The 18,718-nt window shown below is 50.8% G+C and carries 15 protein-coding genes; 8 read left to right on the forward strand and 7 right to left on the reverse strand.

All coding sequences use genetic code 11. The features are described from left to right. Positions 1 to 24: 24 nt before the first annotated feature. Positions 25 to 1,578 (reverse strand): trehalose-phosphatase, encoded by a 1,554-nt coding sequence (otsB, locus tag GCU44_RS18835; RefSeq protein ID WP_154858614.1) that lies wholly within the window; start codon positions 1,576 to 1,578, stop codon positions 25 to 27. A 105-nt stretch (positions 1,579 to 1,683) separates the two neighbouring features. Next, positions 1,684 to 2,748, reverse strand: coding sequence for a class I fructose-bisphosphate aldolase (locus GCU44_RS18840; RefSeq protein WP_154858616.1), 1,065 nt, complete (start codon positions 2,746 to 2,748; stop codon positions 1,684 to 1,686). A gap of 472 nt (positions 2,749 to 3,220) precedes the next feature. On the opposite strand from GCU44_RS18840, the gene GCU44_RS18845 reads away from it, so the two are divergent. Then, entirely contained in the window at positions 3,221 to 3,394 is a 174-nt protein-coding gene (locus GCU44_RS18845) for a hypothetical protein (protein ID WP_154858618.1), read from the forward strand. Between the two features lie 102 nt (positions 3,395 to 3,496). On the opposite strand, the gene tnpA is transcribed toward GCU44_RS18845, so the two are convergent. Next, on the reverse strand, positions 3,497 to 3,949 hold the full coding sequence (gene tnpA / locus GCU44_RS18850; RefSeq protein WP_154858620.1) for an IS200/IS605 family transposase: 453 nt from the start codon (positions 3,947 to 3,949) through the stop codon (positions 3,497 to 3,499). A 952-nt stretch (positions 3,950 to 4,901) separates the two neighbouring features. On the opposite strand from tnpA, the gene GCU44_RS18855 reads away from it, so the two are divergent. After that, on the forward strand, positions 4,902 to 5,534 hold the full coding sequence (locus GCU44_RS18855) for a porin family protein (protein WP_154858622.1): 633 nt from the start codon (positions 4,902 to 4,904) through the stop codon (positions 5,532 to 5,534). A 115-nt stretch (positions 5,535 to 5,649) separates the two neighbouring features. Here GCU44_RS18855 and GCU44_RS18860 read toward each other — a convergent pair whose 3' ends face one another. Then, positions 5,650 to 7,842 (reverse strand): Na-K-Cl cotransporter, encoded by a 2,193-nt coding sequence (locus GCU44_RS18860; RefSeq protein WP_154858624.1) that lies wholly within the window; start codon positions 7,840 to 7,842, stop codon positions 5,650 to 5,652. A 419-nt stretch (positions 7,843 to 8,261) separates the two neighbouring features. Here GCU44_RS18860 and GCU44_RS18865 point away from each other — a divergent pair, with 419 nt between their 5' ends. From GCU44_RS18865 to GCU44_RS18875, 3 genes are all read left to right on the forward strand, one after another. Continuing rightward, positions 8,262 to 8,657, forward strand: a complete 396-nt coding sequence (locus GCU44_RS18865) for a DoxX family protein (protein ID WP_092177755.1) — start codon at positions 8,262 to 8,264, stop codon at positions 8,655 to 8,657. A gap of 389 nt (positions 8,658 to 9,046) precedes the next feature. Then, positions 9,047 to 10,237, forward strand: a complete 1,191-nt coding sequence (gene fdhA, locus GCU44_RS18870) for a formaldehyde dehydrogenase, glutathione-independent (RefSeq protein ID WP_154858626.1) — start codon at positions 9,047 to 9,049, stop codon at positions 10,235 to 10,237. A gap of 200 nt (positions 10,238 to 10,437) precedes the next feature. Then, positions 10,438 to 11,943 carry a sulfatase gene (locus GCU44_RS18875; protein WP_154858628.1) on the forward strand — a complete coding sequence of 502 codons (1,506 nt, stop codon included), beginning with the start codon at positions 10,438 to 10,440 and terminating at the stop codon, positions 11,941 to 11,943. A gap of 12 nt (positions 11,944 to 11,955) precedes the next feature. On the opposite strand, the gene GCU44_RS18880 is transcribed toward GCU44_RS18875, so the two are convergent. The 3 genes from GCU44_RS18880 to GCU44_RS18890 all read right to left on the reverse strand — a co-directional run bounded on the left by GCU44_RS18880 (position 11,956) and on the right by GCU44_RS18890 (position 15,075). Next, complete coding sequence (locus tag GCU44_RS18880; RefSeq protein WP_154858630.1) at positions 11,956 to 13,206, reverse strand: serpin family protein; 1,251 nt, start codon at positions 13,204 to 13,206, stop codon at positions 11,956 to 11,958. Between the two features lie 150 nt (positions 13,207 to 13,356). After that, complete coding sequence (locus GCU44_RS18885; RefSeq protein ID WP_154858632.1) at positions 13,357 to 13,641, reverse strand: hypothetical protein; 285 nt, start codon at positions 13,639 to 13,641, stop codon at positions 13,357 to 13,359. Positions 13,642 to 13,812: 171 nt separating this feature from the next. Continuing rightward, complete coding sequence (locus tag GCU44_RS18890) at positions 13,813 to 15,075, reverse strand: serpin family protein (protein ID WP_154858634.1); 1,263 nt, start codon at positions 15,073 to 15,075, stop codon at positions 13,813 to 13,815. A 214-nt stretch (positions 15,076 to 15,289) separates the two neighbouring features. Between GCU44_RS18890 and GCU44_RS18895 the strand changes: the two genes are divergently transcribed. The 3 genes from GCU44_RS18895 (at position 15,290) to dgoD (ending at position 18,682) form a co-directional block, all read left to right on the forward strand. Then, positions 15,290 to 15,979, forward strand: a complete 690-nt coding sequence (locus tag GCU44_RS18895) for a hypothetical protein (protein WP_241685025.1) — start codon at positions 15,290 to 15,292, stop codon at positions 15,977 to 15,979. 153 nt (positions 15,980 to 16,132) lie between these two features. Next, complete coding sequence (locus GCU44_RS18900; RefSeq protein WP_154858636.1) at positions 16,133 to 17,371, forward strand: mandelate racemase/muconate lactonizing enzyme family protein; 1,239 nt, start codon at positions 16,133 to 16,135, stop codon at positions 17,369 to 17,371. Positions 17,372 to 17,416: 45 nt separating this feature from the next. Then, positions 17,417 to 18,682, forward strand: coding sequence for a galactonate dehydratase (gene dgoD / locus GCU44_RS18905; protein ID WP_154858638.1), 1,266 nt, complete (start codon positions 17,417 to 17,419; stop codon positions 18,680 to 18,682). Positions 18,683 to 18,718 lie beyond the last annotated feature (36 nt).

Raw genomic sequence — 18,718 nt, forward strand, 5'->3', positions numbered from 1 at the left:
TGGTGCGTTCTTCCTCCCCTGCACCTACTTCGGGGCGGGCTCTTGCCAGCGGCGCAATTGCGCTAAAAATTCGTAGACTTCCTCGGTATCATTCAGCCGGTAGTTTGCATGGGTCTCTTCCCCATGGGTACCGACAAGAATACCGGTTCCCTGCAAGAATCGAAGGGCGTCTTCATCCGTAATGTCGTCGCCGATAAAAATGGGTTGGTGGCGCTTCCGTGCCAGATCCAATTTATCCAATAGCCAGTTCAGTGCATGCCCTTTGTGCCAGTCCAGATTCGGCTTGATTTCCCGGATTTTTTTCCCCTTGCCAAGTTTTAATTGCTCCTTCCCTTCCATGACTTCCGCGACTGCCTGCTTCAGTTCCTTTACCCGGGACTTCTCCACCTTGCGGTAGTGCACGGCGATGGCGTATTTTTTCCGCTCCACTTCGCAGCCTTCGATGGATTGGATCCGCTTTTTTACCGCTTTTTCCACCTGGTCCAGTAGCGGCAATATCTCCTGACCGGGTTCGTATTGCATTTCCAGGCCATCGGGTCCGGATATCTCAAATCCATGGCTGCCGGCATAGATCAATTGGTCAAGGCCGACTTTGGATCGCAGATCGCTTAATCCCCTGCCGCTAATAATGGCTACGGTAAACTCCTCCGCCAGATCCGCAAGTACTTTCTTGTTTCCATCTGTCAACACAGCGGCATCGGGGTCGTCCACAATGGGCGTGAGCGTGCCGTCGTAATCGAAAAATAAAACCGGTTTTTTGCCGTTCATTTCGCTGAAAATTTGCTGCATGCTTTCAAGTGCATGCGGAAGTGAGTCGGGTAGCTGCGCCCTGCTTGTTGTTTTCATATACGTATCTATTTCTGTAAGTTGTTTGACGACTTGATCTGCTCCTGCGTCCAGGAGTTCCTCGGTTTCTCCGTTTCGGGCAACCCCGATGACCCGGGTAAAATGGCCCCGCTTCGCTGCCCTGATACCAGCAATTGCATCCTCCACGACCAGGGTATGCTCCGGGCTAGCCTTTAGTTCCTGCATGGCTCTGAGAAATACGTCCGGTGCAGGTTTGCCGGGAAGTTGCTCCCTCCGGGCCGTCTCTCCATCTACCCGGACGTCGAACCAATGCAACAGGCCGGCCGATTCCAAAATCTTCCGGCAGTTTCTGCTTGCGGAGATGACCGCTAGTTTGATCCCTTCCTCTTTCCACTTTTTCAGCATTTCCAGGGTATCCGGAAATACATCCACTCCCTCCTTTTCCATCAATTCCAAAAAAAAGGCGTTTTTTCGTTTGCCCAGACCTACAATGGACTCCGCTTCCGGCCCGTCATCGGGATCGCCTTCTGGCAAATGCAGGTTGCGGGATTGAAGAAAAGCACGTACCCCGTCGAGCCTGGATATACCGTCTATGTAGCGTTTGTAATCCAGGGGGAGATCCAGGGGAGGCTGTTGCTCCCCGGGAAGTTTTTCCAAAAAGGCATCAAACATTTGTTTCCAGGCCCGGGCATGAAGCCGCGCACTATCGGTGATCACGCCGTCCATATCCAGGATAATGGCTAGAATGGTGGGATTTGATTTTTCTGACATCTGGCTGGTACAATTGGTGCTGAGGGTACGAAATGGATTAAATGCAATGTCACCGGGAGAAAGACCAGGTATGATGGCTACATCCCGGGAAGGACAATTAGCGAATCAGGCGACGGTGATTTCATTGCTTAGGTACACATCCTGGATGAGCTGCAATAGCTTCACCCCTTCCTCCATGGGGCGCTGGAAGGCTTTTCTTCCCATGATCAGGCCCGTACCACCGGCACGCTTATTTATTACGGCCGTTTTGACCGCCTCTTCCAGATCGCCTTCCCCCGAAGAGGCACCGCCGGAATTGATAAGGCCGATCTTTCCCATGTAACAATTGGCCACCTGGTAGCGGCACAAATCGATCGGATGGCTGCTGCTCAATTTGTCGTACATATTGGGATGAGATTTTCCGAAGCCGATGCTGGTAAATCCCCCGTTGTGGGTGGGGAGCTTTTGCTTGATGATATCCGCCTGCATGGTGACACCCAGATGATTGGCCTGTCCGGTCAAGTCTGCGGCGGTTTCGTAATTCTTACCGTCTTTTTCAAAACCGCTGTTCCGCGTGTAGCACCACAGAATGGTGGCCATGCCTAGTTGGTGGGCTCTTTCAAAGGCCTCAGCTACCTCCATGATTTGCCTGTTGGATCCTTCCGATCCAAAATAGACGGTGGCACCGACGGCGGCGGCTCCGAGATTCCAGGCGTCTTCCACAGAGCCAAACAGGATTTGCTCGTGTTTGTTGGGGTAAGTCAGCAGCTCGTTATGATTTATTTTTGCGACAAAGGGAATCTTGTGCGCGTATTTTCTGGCAAACAACCCCAGGGTTCCCATGGTGGTGGCTACGCCGTTGCAGCCGGCTTCCAGGGCAAGGCGGATGATGTTTTCCGGATCAAAATACACCGGATTGGGTGCAAAAGCACTACCTGCCGAATGCTCGATGCCCTGGTCAACAGGCAGGATGGAGAGGTAGCCGGTTTCGCCCAGGCGACCATGGCCGTATAGCGCGGCCAAATTGCGCAGCACCTGTGGGTTTCGGTTGCTGTTTGCGAATACTTCGTCAATAAAATTGGGAGACGGGAGTTGCAGGGATTTTTTGTCAAACGTTTTGCAGGAATGATCCAAAAAATAGCCCACATCGGTTCCGAGTAATTCGTGTATGCGATCAAATCCAGTGTTCATTGGTTAAAATGTTTGTGTTTACAAAAGGAGAAAGTAGCATTCCCGGGTGAAAATAGCAACCGGAATACCGGTAAATGGGTACATTTATTGTACCAAAGTCCCTGATTGGGGTTGTTTTAGCCAAAAATTTAAAATTCCGTCGAAAAACCGGGAAAATCTCCTTTTTGGAGGGCGGGCCTATTGCTTTTTTTCCAGGCATCTCTTCCCTAGCCGACAGGATCCTATGGGCTGCACTCATCGCTGGGAGATGACGCCCTTTCAGGGCTAAAATTAGGCAATTGAAGTTAGGCGTCAGAGCCGATTACTAACCGAATCCCTGAACGCTATCTAGCATGGAATACCATCTCTGTAGAAAACCCCGAGCGCTGAAAGCGCGAAACATCCCAGCACAGGGTGCAGCCCTGTGAAAAAATAGATAAACGGATCCCAAGACCTGTAGGGGCGAAACATTTTCGTCAATCCCCATGCCGGAGTGCAAGAACATATCCCGCCCCTACAGGGCTCAGACCAACTGAGTCATTCTCTATCGATGGGCTACACCCATCGCTGGGAGAAGACGCCCTTTCAGGGCTTGATTAGACGGAAAAACACGGGCCATCAAACACTGACAGGGCACAATATCCAAGAACAGGGTAAACCCCTGTGATAAAATGACCTCAATCCGAACATACCAAGCCCTTAAGGGGCGAAATATGTTTGTCATTCTGCCCGCCTGCGTAAAAATCCCGTCTTTAACAAACGATTACTGCTAATCCCAAACGTACCCCTCATCGTATTCAACGCAGTATTTCTCTAAAAACGACCGATACTCTTCCTGGAATGTCTGTTTGGCGTGGTGTACATGCTGGTTGGAAATATATTGAATTAAGGTTTCAACTTCCGAAGGATCTACTGAAAAAGCGCCATAACCTCTCTGCCAATAGAAGTTTTCCAATCCTGCTCCTTGTGTCTTCACCCATTTTGAGGAATAGGATTTCAGATCTTCAAGTAAATTTACCAAAGCAACCTTTTTTGAAAGCAAACAAAGCATGTGAACGTGATCGGTATGCCCACCAATTTTGATAACCTGACAATCCATTTTATTGCAAATACCACCCAAATAACGATGGAGCGAATCCTCAATCGCATTACTTATTAACGGGAGGCGATTTTTTGTACTGAAGATTAGGTGAATATAAATTTTAACGAGGGACTGCCCTATTGTGTATTTATTCTAATTGTCAAAAAACCAGCAGGTTAAATATATTTGAATTTTGTTTTATTTGCAAATTTAATCGTTCACTAGAGAGATATCCCGCCCCTAAAGGGCTGCCAAAACGATCGATTCCATTGCTACGATGAGTTGCACCCATCGCTGGGAGATGGCGCCCTTTTAGGGCTAAAAATAGGTGGTTCAAAAACCAGACCCGATTAATAACCGAATCCCTGAACGTTTTCTAGCAAGGAATACCGTCTCTGCAGAAAACCCCAAGCGCTGAAAGCGCGAAACATCCCAGCACAGGGTGCAGCCCTGTGAAAAAATAGATTAACGGATACCAAGCCCTGTAGGGGCGAAACATTTTCGTCAATCCCCATGCCGGAGTACAAGAACATAACCCGCCCCTACAGGGCTGCCAAAAAAATAATGACATTACCACGATGTGCTGCACCCATCACCGGGAGATGGCGCCCTTTCAGGGCTAAAATTAGGCAATTGAAGTTAGGCGTCAGAGCCGATTACTAACCGAATCCCTGAACGCTATCTAGCAAGGAATACCATCTCTGTAGAAAACCCCGAGCGCTGAAAGCGCGAAACATCCCAGCACAGGGTGCAGCCCTGTGAAAAAATAGATAAACGGATCCCAAGACCTGTAGGGGCGAAATACATTTGTCCATCCCCAACGTTAGAAAACATTACATCCTTTACTCGAAAGGGTCCATTTTCGGGTATTTGGAAACACCCGGTTTGCCAACTTCGAAATTAAAACTAGATTAGTAATCATTTTCCAATAATTTTAGTTAAATTCCAATGCAGTCGGAAACAAACGAAACCGACCATGCTTGTGAAAAACAAAAATTGCGGTGGTCCCTACTCGCACAAAAAACGGTTAGGTTTTCAAGCGAATGTTTACAAACAAAAAAATACGAACCTTTCATCATAAATTAACCGGATTATGAAATACAGAAATCGGATGGTTGCCTTTATTGGCGCTGTACTTTTTTTGAGTGCTTCCTGGAACGGGTATGGACAGACCAATATCCGGATAGGAATTACTGGTGGGGTAAACGCCGGTCAGCTTAAAAACAGTATTAACCTGACAGATAGGTTATGGAAGTACAATGCAGGGCTTGCATTTGCAAAACCACTTTCTGGAAATTTTTCCATGGCAAGCGAACTGGTCTACAGCAAACAGGGTAGCAGTATAGACGGATCCCAATCGAACAAATTACTTACCCATTTTGACTACATCGCGCTTCCCGTCCTGATTCGTTTCAGACCAGGTGGGAAAAATGTTTTCCTCCAGGCAGGTGGCAAGTTTGGGTATTTGCTAAATGGTGAAAGGTTAAATACCAACGATGATTCTCCAAACAACATACCGCATCTCCGCCAGTGGGACGCCGGAGCCTTAGCGGGTCTGGGCTATCGGTTGGGAAACCATATTGTCGTCGATGTCCGGTATTATCATGGATTGGCACCTTTGATTAAAGATCATTGGATAATGGATGGCGATTTAAATCCAATTTTTTATGGGGCCGACCGATTGGTTCATCGGGTTTGGTCGATGAATCTGACCTTTTACCTGTAAGTAAAAACTATCCCGCCCTTTTAGGGCTAAAATTAGGTGGGTTAGGCGTACAACCAGGAAAAAAGTTAGCAGACCAAACCTGGGGATGGTGCCGGTCTGCCGACCCAATCGCTCGCTAGTGAAGGACCTTGTCAAACTCCACTTCCTGCGCGGCCAATACAAATACGATGGTCGGTAAGGCCTTGGTTTTTTCTTTTAGAGCGGTGTAGTACACCTCAAAATCTCCTTCCAATTCGGGGACAGCCAGGCCGACGAGCACCAAATCGCTTTCGGCAGATTCCTCGCGCAGGATCTCCCAGAAATCCCTCCCTTCAGCCACCAGTAACTGGTAGCTAAAACCGGTTCGCATGCCGGAAAAGATGGCATCCAGGTTTTTCCGTGCCCCGGCTGAGGCTTCGGTATTGGGCACGACCATTTTTACGTTGACCGTCGCCTGCTGCCATTCCCGGCTGTTTTTGAGCAGGTAGGCCAAAATAATCATCAGACTGCCATTCCGCTTCATTCCCCCCCACCAAACATCGATTACCCGCTTTTTTTTAAACCCTTTGTTATTGTCGTCCTTTACTATGATGACGTTTTTTCTGGATTTGTAGAAATGCCGGATCATTTCGGAATAGGCGTTCAGATGGGCTGCGTCCCGGGTATCGCCCAACAAAACGGTATTTGGTACCAACTGGCCCAGTCCGTAGGCGTTTACCAATTGGGTGGACCCGGTGAAGGGATCGGGGGCACGCAGTACCCGAACCAGGGCCTGCACGTTTTTATTGCTTAGAAAATCGGCTATCTGCCCCTCGTAGTCTTTGACTTTCTCCTGAGGCACGTTGGACTCGGAAACGATGGTACTGACCGTAAATAGTGCGTTGCCATTGGTAATGTCATTGGCGAGCTCGATCAGCCGCCAACGCTTCGCCGGGGAACCCGATAGCACCAAGATATTGGGGCGCCAGCTTTTCGCATCGCCTTCTTTTTCGAGACGCAGCAGCGCATACCGGATGATGGAGGAGAGCATTCCCCGACCCAGTCCTCCCCAGGTACCTTTGATTTTTCTTCGCTTCAGCCAGATAAAGATCATCCCAATCACCAAAAAAGCGGCAACGGTAGCCAAGGCATTGATAAGAAACATGACCGCCGCGCATCCCAGGGCCCCCAATACGGAGAAAAACCAATGCACCTTGAACTTGGGGCGGAAGGAAGGACTTTTGAGAAAGGTTTCGATGCCTGCCGTGACATTCAGTACCGCATAGGTCGTAAGAAAAAACATGGTCAGTATCGGCGCGATCAGGTTGAGATTACCAAAGTATACCGTAACCAGGGTAAGCCCGATGGTAAAGACCGTGGCCGCCCGGGGGATTTTCTCTTTCCCCGAAACCCGGGTAAAAAACCGCGACCATCCCGGCAATATCTTGTCATTGGCCAGAGCCTGCAAGACCCTTGGTGCACCCAGCAAGCTACCCGTAGCACTGGACAGCGTGGCTCCCCAGACGCCCAGGAGAATCGCTCCACCCCATAGTGCGATCCGCTCCATGATCAGGGGCTCGGCCACCAGCGTACTTGCGTCTACCCGCGCAGCCAGGACGATCGGGAGTACCATGTAGATGACATAGCCCACACCCACCGCCAGAAAAGTCCCCCTGGGAATGGAACGGGCAGGATCTTTCAAGTCCCCGGACATGTTCACCCCGGTCATTATGCCGGTAACTGCCGGGAAAAATATGGCAAAGACCTGCCAGAAACCCACGGACTGGGAAGCGGGCACGCCCCACAATTCGATATGGGAATCCTCCAACGGACTACCCAATAACAGCGATACCAGCGACAATGCAATTAAGCCCAGGATTACATACTGTGCCTTGATGGTCGCCTGCGTGGAAAACAATGCGAGCGCGCCCAGTGCCCCGGTGGTTACCAATCCAATCCACCGGGCATCCAGGGCGGGAAAGATGGCGGTCAAACTTTCCGAAAAGCCGATGATATACAAGGAAACGGAAAAAGCCTGGGCCAGGTACAGGGGAATGCCCACTGCCCCACCGATTTCGGCACCCAGGGACCTGCTGATCAGAAAATAGGCCCCTCCACCCTTCACCGGGGCGTTGGTAGCCACGGCGGCAATGGACAGGGAGGTAAGAAAGGTGATCGAGGTAGACAGGGTGACGATCAATAAGGTGCCAATCAGGCCCACGTTACCGACGACCCAGCCAAACCGGAGGTACATGATCACGCCCAGAATGGTCAGCAGGGAAGGGGTAAATACGCCTCCAAATGTTCCCAATTTCGACTGCTTTTTCGATGGTTTGGTTTTTCCTGGCATGTTGGTTGGTTTATCAGCGAAGGCCCAATTGGGCAATCGTTTTCAAACTCCCAAAAAAGGTAATAAATACCGGCAATTCCCAACTATCCCGCAAAATGCTTTTGCTACCGACACGAGGCCGCCGGTGCCGAATGCGGCCGGTGTGCAAGCGCTTCTTTCCGGCAATTCTGCCATTGAGCGGGCACATCACTCTTCGACGGCTGATCCATTTTCCCGGCTCAGCCAGAGCAACCAGTCTGCTTCGGGCTTAAAGGGCACATTTCCCAAAAATTCACCATCGGCTTCCCCGGGGAAGTACGCGAGCCACAGTAGCCTGATACGTTTCGGCAGCGGATTGGAGGAAATCCGCCAGTATTGATTGTATTTTACTGTTTATTTATTAAATTGATTCATTCATACACCAAATAACAATATAACCTATGGAAAAGTACCTCGGAAAATTTGCCCCCCAATTGTATGCCCTGTTGCGAATCGTGGCGGGATTCAGCTTCGCCATGCACGGTTCCCAGAAATTAATCGGCTGGCCCGGAGGCGAAGAACCCAAAGAATTGTTCTCCATGATGGGCGTTGCCGGCGTGGTGGAATTGGTGGGAGGGATTCTCATCATGATCGGCCTGATCGGTAGTATCGCCGCCTTTATCTCCAGTGGGCAGATGGCAGTAGCCTTCTTTATGGTCCATGCCCCACAGGGATGGAATCCCTTACTCAACGGCGGTGAAAAAGCGCTGCTGTTCTGCTTTATTTTTCTATTTATCGCTGCCAAAGGCTCGGGCATTTGGAGCGTGGATGGGGAGAAAGTAGCGGCTACGAGCTAACCAAAACGGCTAGCCATTAAAGCTTAGGCGAGGGAGGACCACTTCCGGGCCTCCCTGCCCATCCGGACTGCCCGCAGTTAATTTACCCAACCCGCTTTTCGGAAGCTATGCGGGCCATCCGGGTTTCCCTGCAGCCTTTCCTGAACCACCGCCGCATCGCGCTTCCCGAAATTCCGTGTATAGAAAAAGTGAATCGCGCATTCCATCAAACCCGATCGCCGATTTTTTCTTGAGACAGCGATCCGTTTTTTCGTTCAATTGAATCACAAAATTTCCAGTTAATTGCCTTTGACAAAATAATTGGTTACATTAATTCGATTGTTTAAAATTTCAGCCTGTCTGAAAAAAAGCACCTTAAAAATCCATTACCCAAAATAAACCAAAAACACATGTGTAAGAATCACGGAGTAGCCTATGTAGAACCCGGGAAAGTAGAGGTCCGGGAAATCGATTATCCAAAATTGGCCCTCGGAGACCGAAAATGCCATCACGGGGTCATCCTAAAAATCGTCTCTACCAACATTTGCGGAAGCGACCAGCACATGGTACGGGGCAGGACCACCGCCCCGGAAGGCCTGATTCTGGGCCATGAAATTACCGGACTCGTGATCGAAGCTGGAAGGGACGTAGAATTCATTAAAGAAGGTGACCTGGTATCGGTGCCCTTCAACATCGCCTGCGGCCGCTGCCGCAATTGCAAGGAAGGAAAAACAGGTATTTGCCTGAACGTAAATCCCGCCCGACCGGGCGCTGCCTACGGGTACGTAGACATGGGTGGCTGGGTTGGCGGCCAATCGGAATACGTAATGGTCCCCTATGCCGATTTCAACCTGCTGAAGTTTCCGGATAAGGACCAGGCCATGGAAAAGATACGCGATCTGACCCTGCTCTCCGATATTTTCCCAACCGGTTATCACGGCGCAGTGACCGCTGGCGTATGGCCCGGATCCATTGTCTACGTGGCAGGTGCAGGACCGGTCGGACTGGCCTGTGCGGCTTCCTGTCATTTGCTTGGCGCCGCCGTGGTGATTGTAGGCGATATGATTCCCGAACGCCTGGCTCAGGCCAAAAGCTTTGGCTGCGAAACCATCGACCTGAGGAACAAAACCCCATTGCCTGATGCCATCGCCGAAATCGTAGGTGTACCCGAAGTGGACTGCGCCGTGGATTGTGTGGGATTTGAAGCAAAAGGCCATGGAGCAGATGCCGATAAAGAAGCACCGGCCACCGTACTGAATTCCGTGATGGACATTACCCGTGCCGGCGGAAGCATTGGCATTCCCGGCCTTTATGTGACCGGAGACCCGGGAGGCATCGACGCCGCTGCCAAAAAAGGGAGTTTGAGTATTCGCCTCGGTCTCGGCTGGGCAAAATCGCACTCCTTTCATACCGGACAATGCCCCGTGATGAAATACCACCGGCAACTGATGCAGGCCATCCTCTACGATAAGGTGCAGATCGCCAAGGCAGTAAACGTACAGGTGATATCCTTGCAGGAATCCGTGCAGGGATACAAGGACTTTGATGGAGGTGCCGCCAAAAAATTTGTTATCGATCCCCATGGATTAATCCCTAATTGATCCAATCGCCTACCGGGCCGTATTGGGCCTGGTAGGTTTTTTTTTAGTTTTAAAGAAACAGAATTGCCCCAATTCATACGATTTTTTCGAGCCTGATTTTCGAACGGAATGAGCAGCGGATCAGGCCCATGTGCTGTGCTTTCGGGTAAATTGTAACCGAATTTCTTTACTTTAGCACGAAAATCGACCGACAGGAACTTATGAAAATACGATTACTCCTAACCGGCCTGCCACTAGTTGCACTCGCTTTTTTTGCTTGTGAAAATCGGGAGGCAAAAAATGAAAAACTCAACGTGCTGTTTATTGCGGTAGACGACTTACGTCCGGAACTGGGTTGTTACGGCGTTGATTACGTGCATACACCGAATATCGATAAACTGGCAGGAGAAGGACGGGTATTTTTCAATCACTTTGTCCATGCGGCCGCATGCGGGCCGTCCCGGTCCACCCTGCTTTCGGGCACACGGACCACCGATTGGGACATTTTCAAAACCATCCGGGAATCCGGAACGAAACCAACCGGTATTTTTTCCCTGCCTCAACTCTTTAAAGAAAACGGGTACCGCACCGTCGGTATCGGTAAGATTTCCCACCAGCCCGGTGGGGTGATGGATTCCCTACAAACCTTGCACGAAGTGCCTTACAGTTGGGATGAATCCTATGCTCCTGTTGGTGAATGGAGGGAACCCTGGAGTGCCTTTTTCTCCTATGCCGGAGGAAAGGCCCGGACAAGCTATTACGGCCGGCCAACCAACCGCAGCCTGCCCCCCTTTGAAGCGGCGGCGGTGGTCGATGAGGGCTACGCAGATGGGCACAACGCCGCAGCAGCCATCCAGCAATTGCGGCAACTCAAGGATTCCACGTTTTTTCTGGCTGTGGGATTCTATAAACCCCACCTCCCCTTTAATGCTCCCAAACACTATTGGGACTTGTACGATCCGGAAAGCATCCCCACCTCCCAGTATCCGAACATGCCAGAAAATATCGCCTCCGACCTAAGCCTGCACTACGGACGAGACAGCTACGAACCGCGGGGAACCTACACCTGGCCAGGCGATACCCTTGGCTGGAAAATCACGCCGAAACGGGAAAAAATCCTCAAACACGGGTACCTGGCAGCGGTTAGCTACGTCGATGCGCAGATAGGGAAGGTACTGGACGAACTGGAACGCCTGGGTTTGAATGACCGTACCCTTGTGGTTTTGTGGGGAGACCATGGCTGGCACCTGGGTGATTACGGCATCTGGGGCAAACACACCAATTTCGATATCGCCCTCAACAGTCCACTTATCGTCCGGCAACCCGGAATGAATCAACCCGGTGCGGCGGCTGACGGGATGGTGGAGACCGTGGACATTTTCCCTACACTTGCCGAACTCTGCGGGATTACAGCCCCCGACCACCTGGAAGGGACAAGTTTCAAAGCTGCTTTGGATAACCCGGAAGCCCCGCTCAAGGAGTTCGTAGTAGGAGAACGGGATGCCTGGGGGGTACGTGGAAAAACGGCACGAACCCGCGACCACCGATTGATGGTATGGATCGAAAAAGCGAGCGGGGACACCCTGGAAATCAATCTGTTTGCGAACCGGGAGCAACCCATGCCCTATCAAAACATCCGGGAGGACCACCCGCAACTTGTCGCGGACCTGAAGAAAAAACTAGAAGCGGCTGAGCGGGAAAGAACTGACTTTTTCTCCGGGCTATAAACGGGTCGGGATTCAATCCAATAGGGAAGGGTCACCCAATTTGCCCATAAAAAGGACGACACCGCTGTGGTTTTCCTGAATAAAAAACACAAATGGTTTATCCAGCTTATATTCTGAAAAAGAGGGTAACCCAGGAGCACTGGTCTCTACAATCTCCACGATGGTAGCGGCTGCAGCTTCGCTTCCTTTTTCGTCCACTTCGATCAGGGCCTCGTGGATTACCCGACTTATCGTCAAGGGACCGGTAGTATTGGCAAACAGACGGGTAAAATTACCTGGATGGTTTTGAAATGGAAGGGTAAGCCCCAAGCTTATCAGGTCTTCCTTCAGGTTATCCACTTTGTAGCGCATGCTAAATTTTGGCATGTGCAGCAGAAAATTCATTTCCTCGGCCTCTTCGCGGAACTGCTCCAACGATTCCAGGTCCAGCCCTTCCAGCTTTTCTTGCAATCCTTCATCCGATGTCAAAATCCCCAGGCTATACTGCCCGGTGCTGTAGGGGATTTCCAGGTAATCCATCCCATTTTCCCTCCGAAATTTTAGGGTAGTGGCCTCCTCCAATTGCATCATATCGACCTGCACCTCAGTCCCATCGAAGGTGGTGAATGGAGCTTTTTTCGTTAGCCTCTCATCGAACCGGTACTTCCAGTCTGCTTTAAAGTAGATGGCATTGACCAGGTACATGACCGCACTGGCCGGAACCTGATCCAACATATCCTTTATCAGGCCTTCCGTATTCGTTTCAATCCACCGATTGATGATGTCGGCTGCTTGGGGATTGGCCATGTCCAGGGCAGCCAATTCGGCGGCATAGGCGTCACGTAGGCTACTGGCAAACCCTTCATCCAGGGTATAGCCTTGCTTGTACCAAATGGCATTGGCTATGGATAAACGGACCTTTGGATCCAATTCCATCAAAAACCGGGTAAGGGTACCTGCCGCCTCGTTTGCCTCCTCCATGTCTAACCCTTCAAAATGGAGTACTTGCCTGAATTGCTCCAAGGTCTCCCCCTCATTTCCGTTCATAGCCATGGCAAGTGCCTGGTGAATGCTGTAGGGGCTGAAAAATTGGTTGGGCCCCTCCCTGCTTTGTAGCTGCTGAAAGAGGTCCATTGCAAAAGCAGCACTGCTGTTAACCAGAGAATTCTCTGCCAGTTGAAGGGTCCGAATCCTGGGTTTCAGTGGTTCATCTTCCCCAGTTATCCCATTACAGGACCAAAACAACCCGCAAAGCGAAGCGAAAAGAAAGCAGTAATTTTTCATGATAACATCCGGTTTCGGGTATTCCCCAGACGCAAAACGAACCCCATGTGCTACAATGCTTACCGGAAAAAGTAACGTTCATGGTCATTTTTTCCCTGGAAGGTACAAATGGGCTGCAGGTATCACGAAGACATAATTTATTTGAAAGGCCTAATGCTCCTCAGACTCCGAAGGCTTAACGGTTAATTCGATGGATTTATTCATCAGTTTTTCAGCCATCCACCTTAAAACTAACCAAACCAAAAAAAATCCTACTGCATCCGTCAACCCGTTGAGCATGATAAAGTCAAGCTGCTCGTACCAATCCAGGTGCCGTTGGTGGAAGAACCAATCGTAAATTCCCGTACCCAAAGAAAAGAGGACCAAAACCCAAAGGATAGTACTGACAGCTGGCCAATAAGGTAACTTTCCGGTAGTAAATTTAAAATGCATCATTTTGTCATCCATTTAGTTGGATACAAAATAAAGGATGCGCATTGATCCCTGCATTGACCTATGTTAAGTTTGGTAGATAACCCTTTACCACCAACCCTGAATGATTTGGCCCAGCTTTAAAAATACTATCAGGCCAACTCTATGATCTCAGCATTTAAGTTAATCCCTGATTTAATTCAGCAGGGAAGGATCGCCCAGTTTTCCCATAAAAAGAATGGCACCGCTGTGCTTGTCCTGGATTAAGAAAACAAAGGGCTTGTCCAGACGAAAGACGTTTGGTTGGCGCGGCGGACCAACAGAGGTAAATTCTATTTCTACCACCGTGGCCGCCGCCGCTTCACTTCCCCGCTCGTCCACCTCGATCAACGCGTCGTGGATCACCCGGCTGATAAACTTGGGTTCGGTGGGATGCGAAAACAATCGGGTAAAGTTCATCGGACTGCGATCAAATGGTTTCTTCAGGCCCATGGCTATCAGGTCTTCTTTCATTTCTTCCATTTTATAGCGCATCTTGAACTTGGGTAGCTGTAGGATAAAATTGGCTTCTAAAGCCTGCTCCCGCCAATTTTCCAGATCCTCGAAGGAAAACCCTTGCAGTTTTTCGTCCAGATCAAATTCATCCGAAGTAATCACGCCCATGTTGTACTGACCAGTACTGTAGGGGATCTCCAGGTACTTCAACTCCCCGTTGCTAAAGTACCGAAAGGTGGCCGGCTTTTCCATCTGCATCATGTCTACCTGCACTTCCTGCTGGGGGTTGATATAAAACGGAGCTTTTTCGGTATTGGAAGCATGGAAGCGGTATTTCCAATCGGCCTTGAAATAGATGGCATTGACCAGGTACATGGCCGCAAGGGGAGAAATTTGATCCAGCATATCCTTGATCAGCCCTTCGGTATTGGTTTCGATCCAGTTGTTGATCACGTTGACCGATTGAGGATTACCCATATCCAAACCGGCCACTTCTGCGCCAAAGCTATTGCGAACCGTTTCTTCAAACTCCGGATGTACGTCAAAACCCTGCTTGTACCAAATGGCATTGGCAATGGACAGCCGGACTTTCGGGTCCAGTTCCAGTAAAAATTTGGTTAGGGATCGGGCCGCCTCGTTGGCCTGTTCCAAGGTCATGCCTTCGTAGCGCAAGACCCGGGCGAACTCCTCCAGCACCTCTCCCTCGTTGCCGTTCATGGCCATGGAAAGGGCCTGATGGATGCTGTAGGGGCTGTAAAACTGATTCACGTCTTCGGATTGCTGAAGCTGATGGAACAGGTCCATCGCAAAGCGAGAACTGGACAGGACCATTTCCTGCTCTGCTGCCTGCAGCGCCCGGAGGTTGGGTACTGCGGATTCCTCTTCGCCACCACCGGTCCAATCACAAGCGCTCAGCGCGAAAGATGCGCAGAAAACACCGATCAAGTATTGTTTCCTTTTCATACAGGTTTGGTTTTTTATCTATCTACCGACTTTACGTAAAAAAGGCTTCAAACGCTACATGTCCGGATACATTTTTCTAGCACCTTTTCTGCATCGTCGGGGAATGCCTGCCGGAGCGGCCTTGATCCCCTCGCCCAAGAAGCATCCTATTGGGATATGAAAACCAACTAGCTCGTTTGATCGTATTGTCTTTATGCACTAGACCCTGTTTGCCATGACGATACGCTTCCTTCTGATCTGCTCCCTCGCCTGGTCTCTTCCCCTGCTGGAAGGAAAATCCCAGGAACTACTGGCCGGTATCCATTTCGACGCCGGGATCCCGACAGGCACGTTTAGAAGCACATCGGACATTCCTTTGGTACCCGCACTCGGGTTACGTGTGCTGCATGGGATTCGCAAGACACCCATTTTTATCGGTGCCGATTTGGGGTATGGCCGGTATGGCACCGCAGTGACCAAAAGACGGGACCTGTTTCCAGGGGTAAATCAGGGTTTCCGGATCCGGCGAAACAACAATTATGTCAACCTTATGGGAGTAGTAAGGGTGATGCCCGATTTGAATTCCCGTTACAGGCCGTTTTTGGAAGGACAGATCGGCGGCATCCATACGTATACCCGCTCGCACGTACGGGAAAACCGATTGTCCGAGCCGATCAGCTCCGGAACCGAATTCCACGACTGGGCCCTGATGGGGCAGGTGGGGGTAGGGGTCATGGTTGCGGTGAATTCCAGCAAGGATACGTTTCTGGAGCTAAAAGTCAGTCGGGTTGACTCGGAGCCTATGGACTTTCTCACCAAAAAAAGTGCTTCTTACACCGATCAAGGCGAATTGGTGCTGCTCCCCAAACGGGCTGGCATTGCCCTGCTTCAACCTTCTCTGGGGTTTAGGTTCCTCTTTAACTGAATGTATATCCAGGCGCCTATTGGCCTTACCGGCTAGTACAGTCTGGAAATTTGATTCGAAGGTATCCCTTCTTTTTCACCACATGGCATTTGCTTTTTTCAGGATTTATTAGAAGATTATAGAAAATTTTATCGCCGATTACCCATATAACCCATGCAACGAAGACAGTTTTTAAAATTGGGTTCCCTGGGGACCATGGCCGCCTTGTCTGGCCTTCCCTTGGTATCCCAGGCCCGCTCCGATTATAAAATCAAAAAAATCCGCTACTACGCCGCTCCCGGCTATAACAAACCGCTATTTAATCAGGCTAGAGGTATCGTTGAAGTAGAAACCGACTCGGGATTGATCGGGATTGGAGAAGGAGGTACCCCGGACATGGTGCGGCAATGCGCCGAGATGCTGATCGGAGAAGATCCCTTCCGCATCGAACACCTCTGGCAGTACCTGTACCGGGGCATGTTTTATCCACCCGGAAAAGAAAAACTGCACGGGCTGGGTGCCATTGAAATGGCCCTATGGGACCTGAAAGGCAAGGCCCTGGATGTTCCTCTCTACGAACTGCTGGGCGGCAAGACCCGGAATTACGTGGAATGCTACGCCACCGGCTTTCGGAAATCCACTGCCAATACCATGGAAGGCCGGGCGCTGGACTGCCTGGAAGCGGGCCTCAGGTGCTACCGCATCGGTCCTACGGGAGGAAATGGAGACATGCCCTTTGATTTTTACGAACACAGCAAAAAAACCATTGCTCTCTGTGAACAGCTGGACAAGGCAGTAGGCGGCAGCGGCAACTGGGCAGTGGACCTGCACACCCGGTTTGATACCCCGGAAGCCATCAAAATCTGCGATGCCCTGGAAGAATTGGAGCCCTATTTTGTGGAAGATATCATCCGATCGGAGAACCCGGAAGTGTACCGGACCATCCGTAACATGACCAAAGTGCCCATTGCAGTAGGCGAACAATTTGGCGACCGCTGGGACAGCAATGTACTGATGGAAAACCACCTGATCGATTATAGCCGGGTGACCCTTCCCAATACCGGTGGGATTTCGGAGCTAAAAAAAATCATTGCCATAGCCGAAACGCATTACGTGGGTATCATCCCCCACTTTACCGGCCCGCTTTCTACCGCAGCGCTGGTGCACGTGCTGGGCTCCTCCAGCCCTAGCCGCTGCATGATTGAACTTGCCGGTGGAGAACCGGAAAAACCCGCCTACTTCAACGAAGATTTTATCGATTTCAGAGAGGGAAAGGTACACCTCAATGACAGACCAGGATTGGGGGTCACTTTTGATCCGGAGAAGGCATACTTCCTATTTGAGGTAACCAAAAACACGGAATTTACTCATCCCTTCCTGAAAAGTCCGGATGGAGCCATCCATAACTGGTAATCCCGGTACCTTCCAAAACCCATCCACCCAAAAAGAACCCCTCGCATGAAATCCCAACCCAAAAAAAACAGCACGAACGGCAGCCGGGCTTTATCCCGCAGGGCAGCCATACAGTCGGTACTGGGACTGGCAGGAACTAGTCTGATGCTTCCCCTGTCCTCCTATGCCGAACAACCCGCCCCTCAAACCTTGCAAAAAAACGAGGTGCGGATCACCAAATTAGAAACCTTTCTGGTCAAACCCCGATGGATATTTCTAAAAATTCACACCGACGCCGGTGTCACCGGGCTGGGAGAACCTTTGCTGGAGGGACGGGCACTGACCATTCAGACCGCCATCAAGGAAATTGAGCCCTACCTGATCGGAAAAGACCCGCGTCGGGTGGTGCATCACTGGCAGGCCATCTACCGGCATGCCTTTTACCGGGGCGGACCCATTCTTACTTCGGCCCTTAGCGGCATTGACCAGGCCCTTTGGGATATCAAGGGGAAATTGCTGGGAATTCCTGTCTACGAACTATTCGGTGGCCCCACCCGGGACCGGGTGCGGATATACGGTAGGGCCAGCAATGCCGAAGACATGAAGAAACGCAAGGCCGAAGGCTACACGGTCATCAAAACCGGGGTAGCCAAAAAACAACCTGCCCGGATGGTGGAAAACCCGGCCTTTATCGACTACGCGGTGGAGAACTTTGCCGCGCTGAGGGAAGCCGGCGGCCCGGAAATGGACATTGGCATTGATTTTCACGGGGCCATTTCTCCACAGACCGCCAAAGTATTGATCAAGGCCCTGGAGCCCTATCAACCCATGTTTATCGAAGAGCCCTGCCAGGCCCAAAATGTGGACGTTCTGGTAGACATTGCCCGAAGCACACACCTGCCCATCGCCACCGGCGAACGGATCTTTACCAAATGGGGATTTCGGGAATTGCTGGAAAAGGGTGCAGCGAGCATTTTACAACCGGACCTGTGTCATGCAGGTGGCCTGACCGAAGGTCGGTTGATCGCCGGAATGGCCGAGGCCTACTACGCCGCCATCGCTCCTCATAACCCCATGGGCCCCATTTCCCTGGCCTGTGGCCTTCAGCTGGCCGCCAGCATCCCCAACTTTTTGGTGCAGGAACAGGTGTCTCTGGGAGAAGGTTACCTGAAAAAACCCTTCCGGCTGGAAGCCGACGGCACCGTATTGCTGCCGGAAGGTCCCGGACTGGGCATCGAACTGGACGAAGCGGCTCTGGCGGATAAAATTGGACACGACTGGACCAACCCCGAAACCTACGATCCCCGGGATGGATCGGTGGTGGATTGGTAAGTACGAAGGACAAAAGGCGATAACGAACGAAACAAA

Source organism: Cyclobacterium xiamenense (genome assembly GCF_009467825.1).
Taxonomy (GTDB): domain Bacteria; phylum Bacteroidota; class Bacteroidia; order Cytophagales; family Cyclobacteriaceae; genus Cyclobacterium; species Cyclobacterium xiamenense.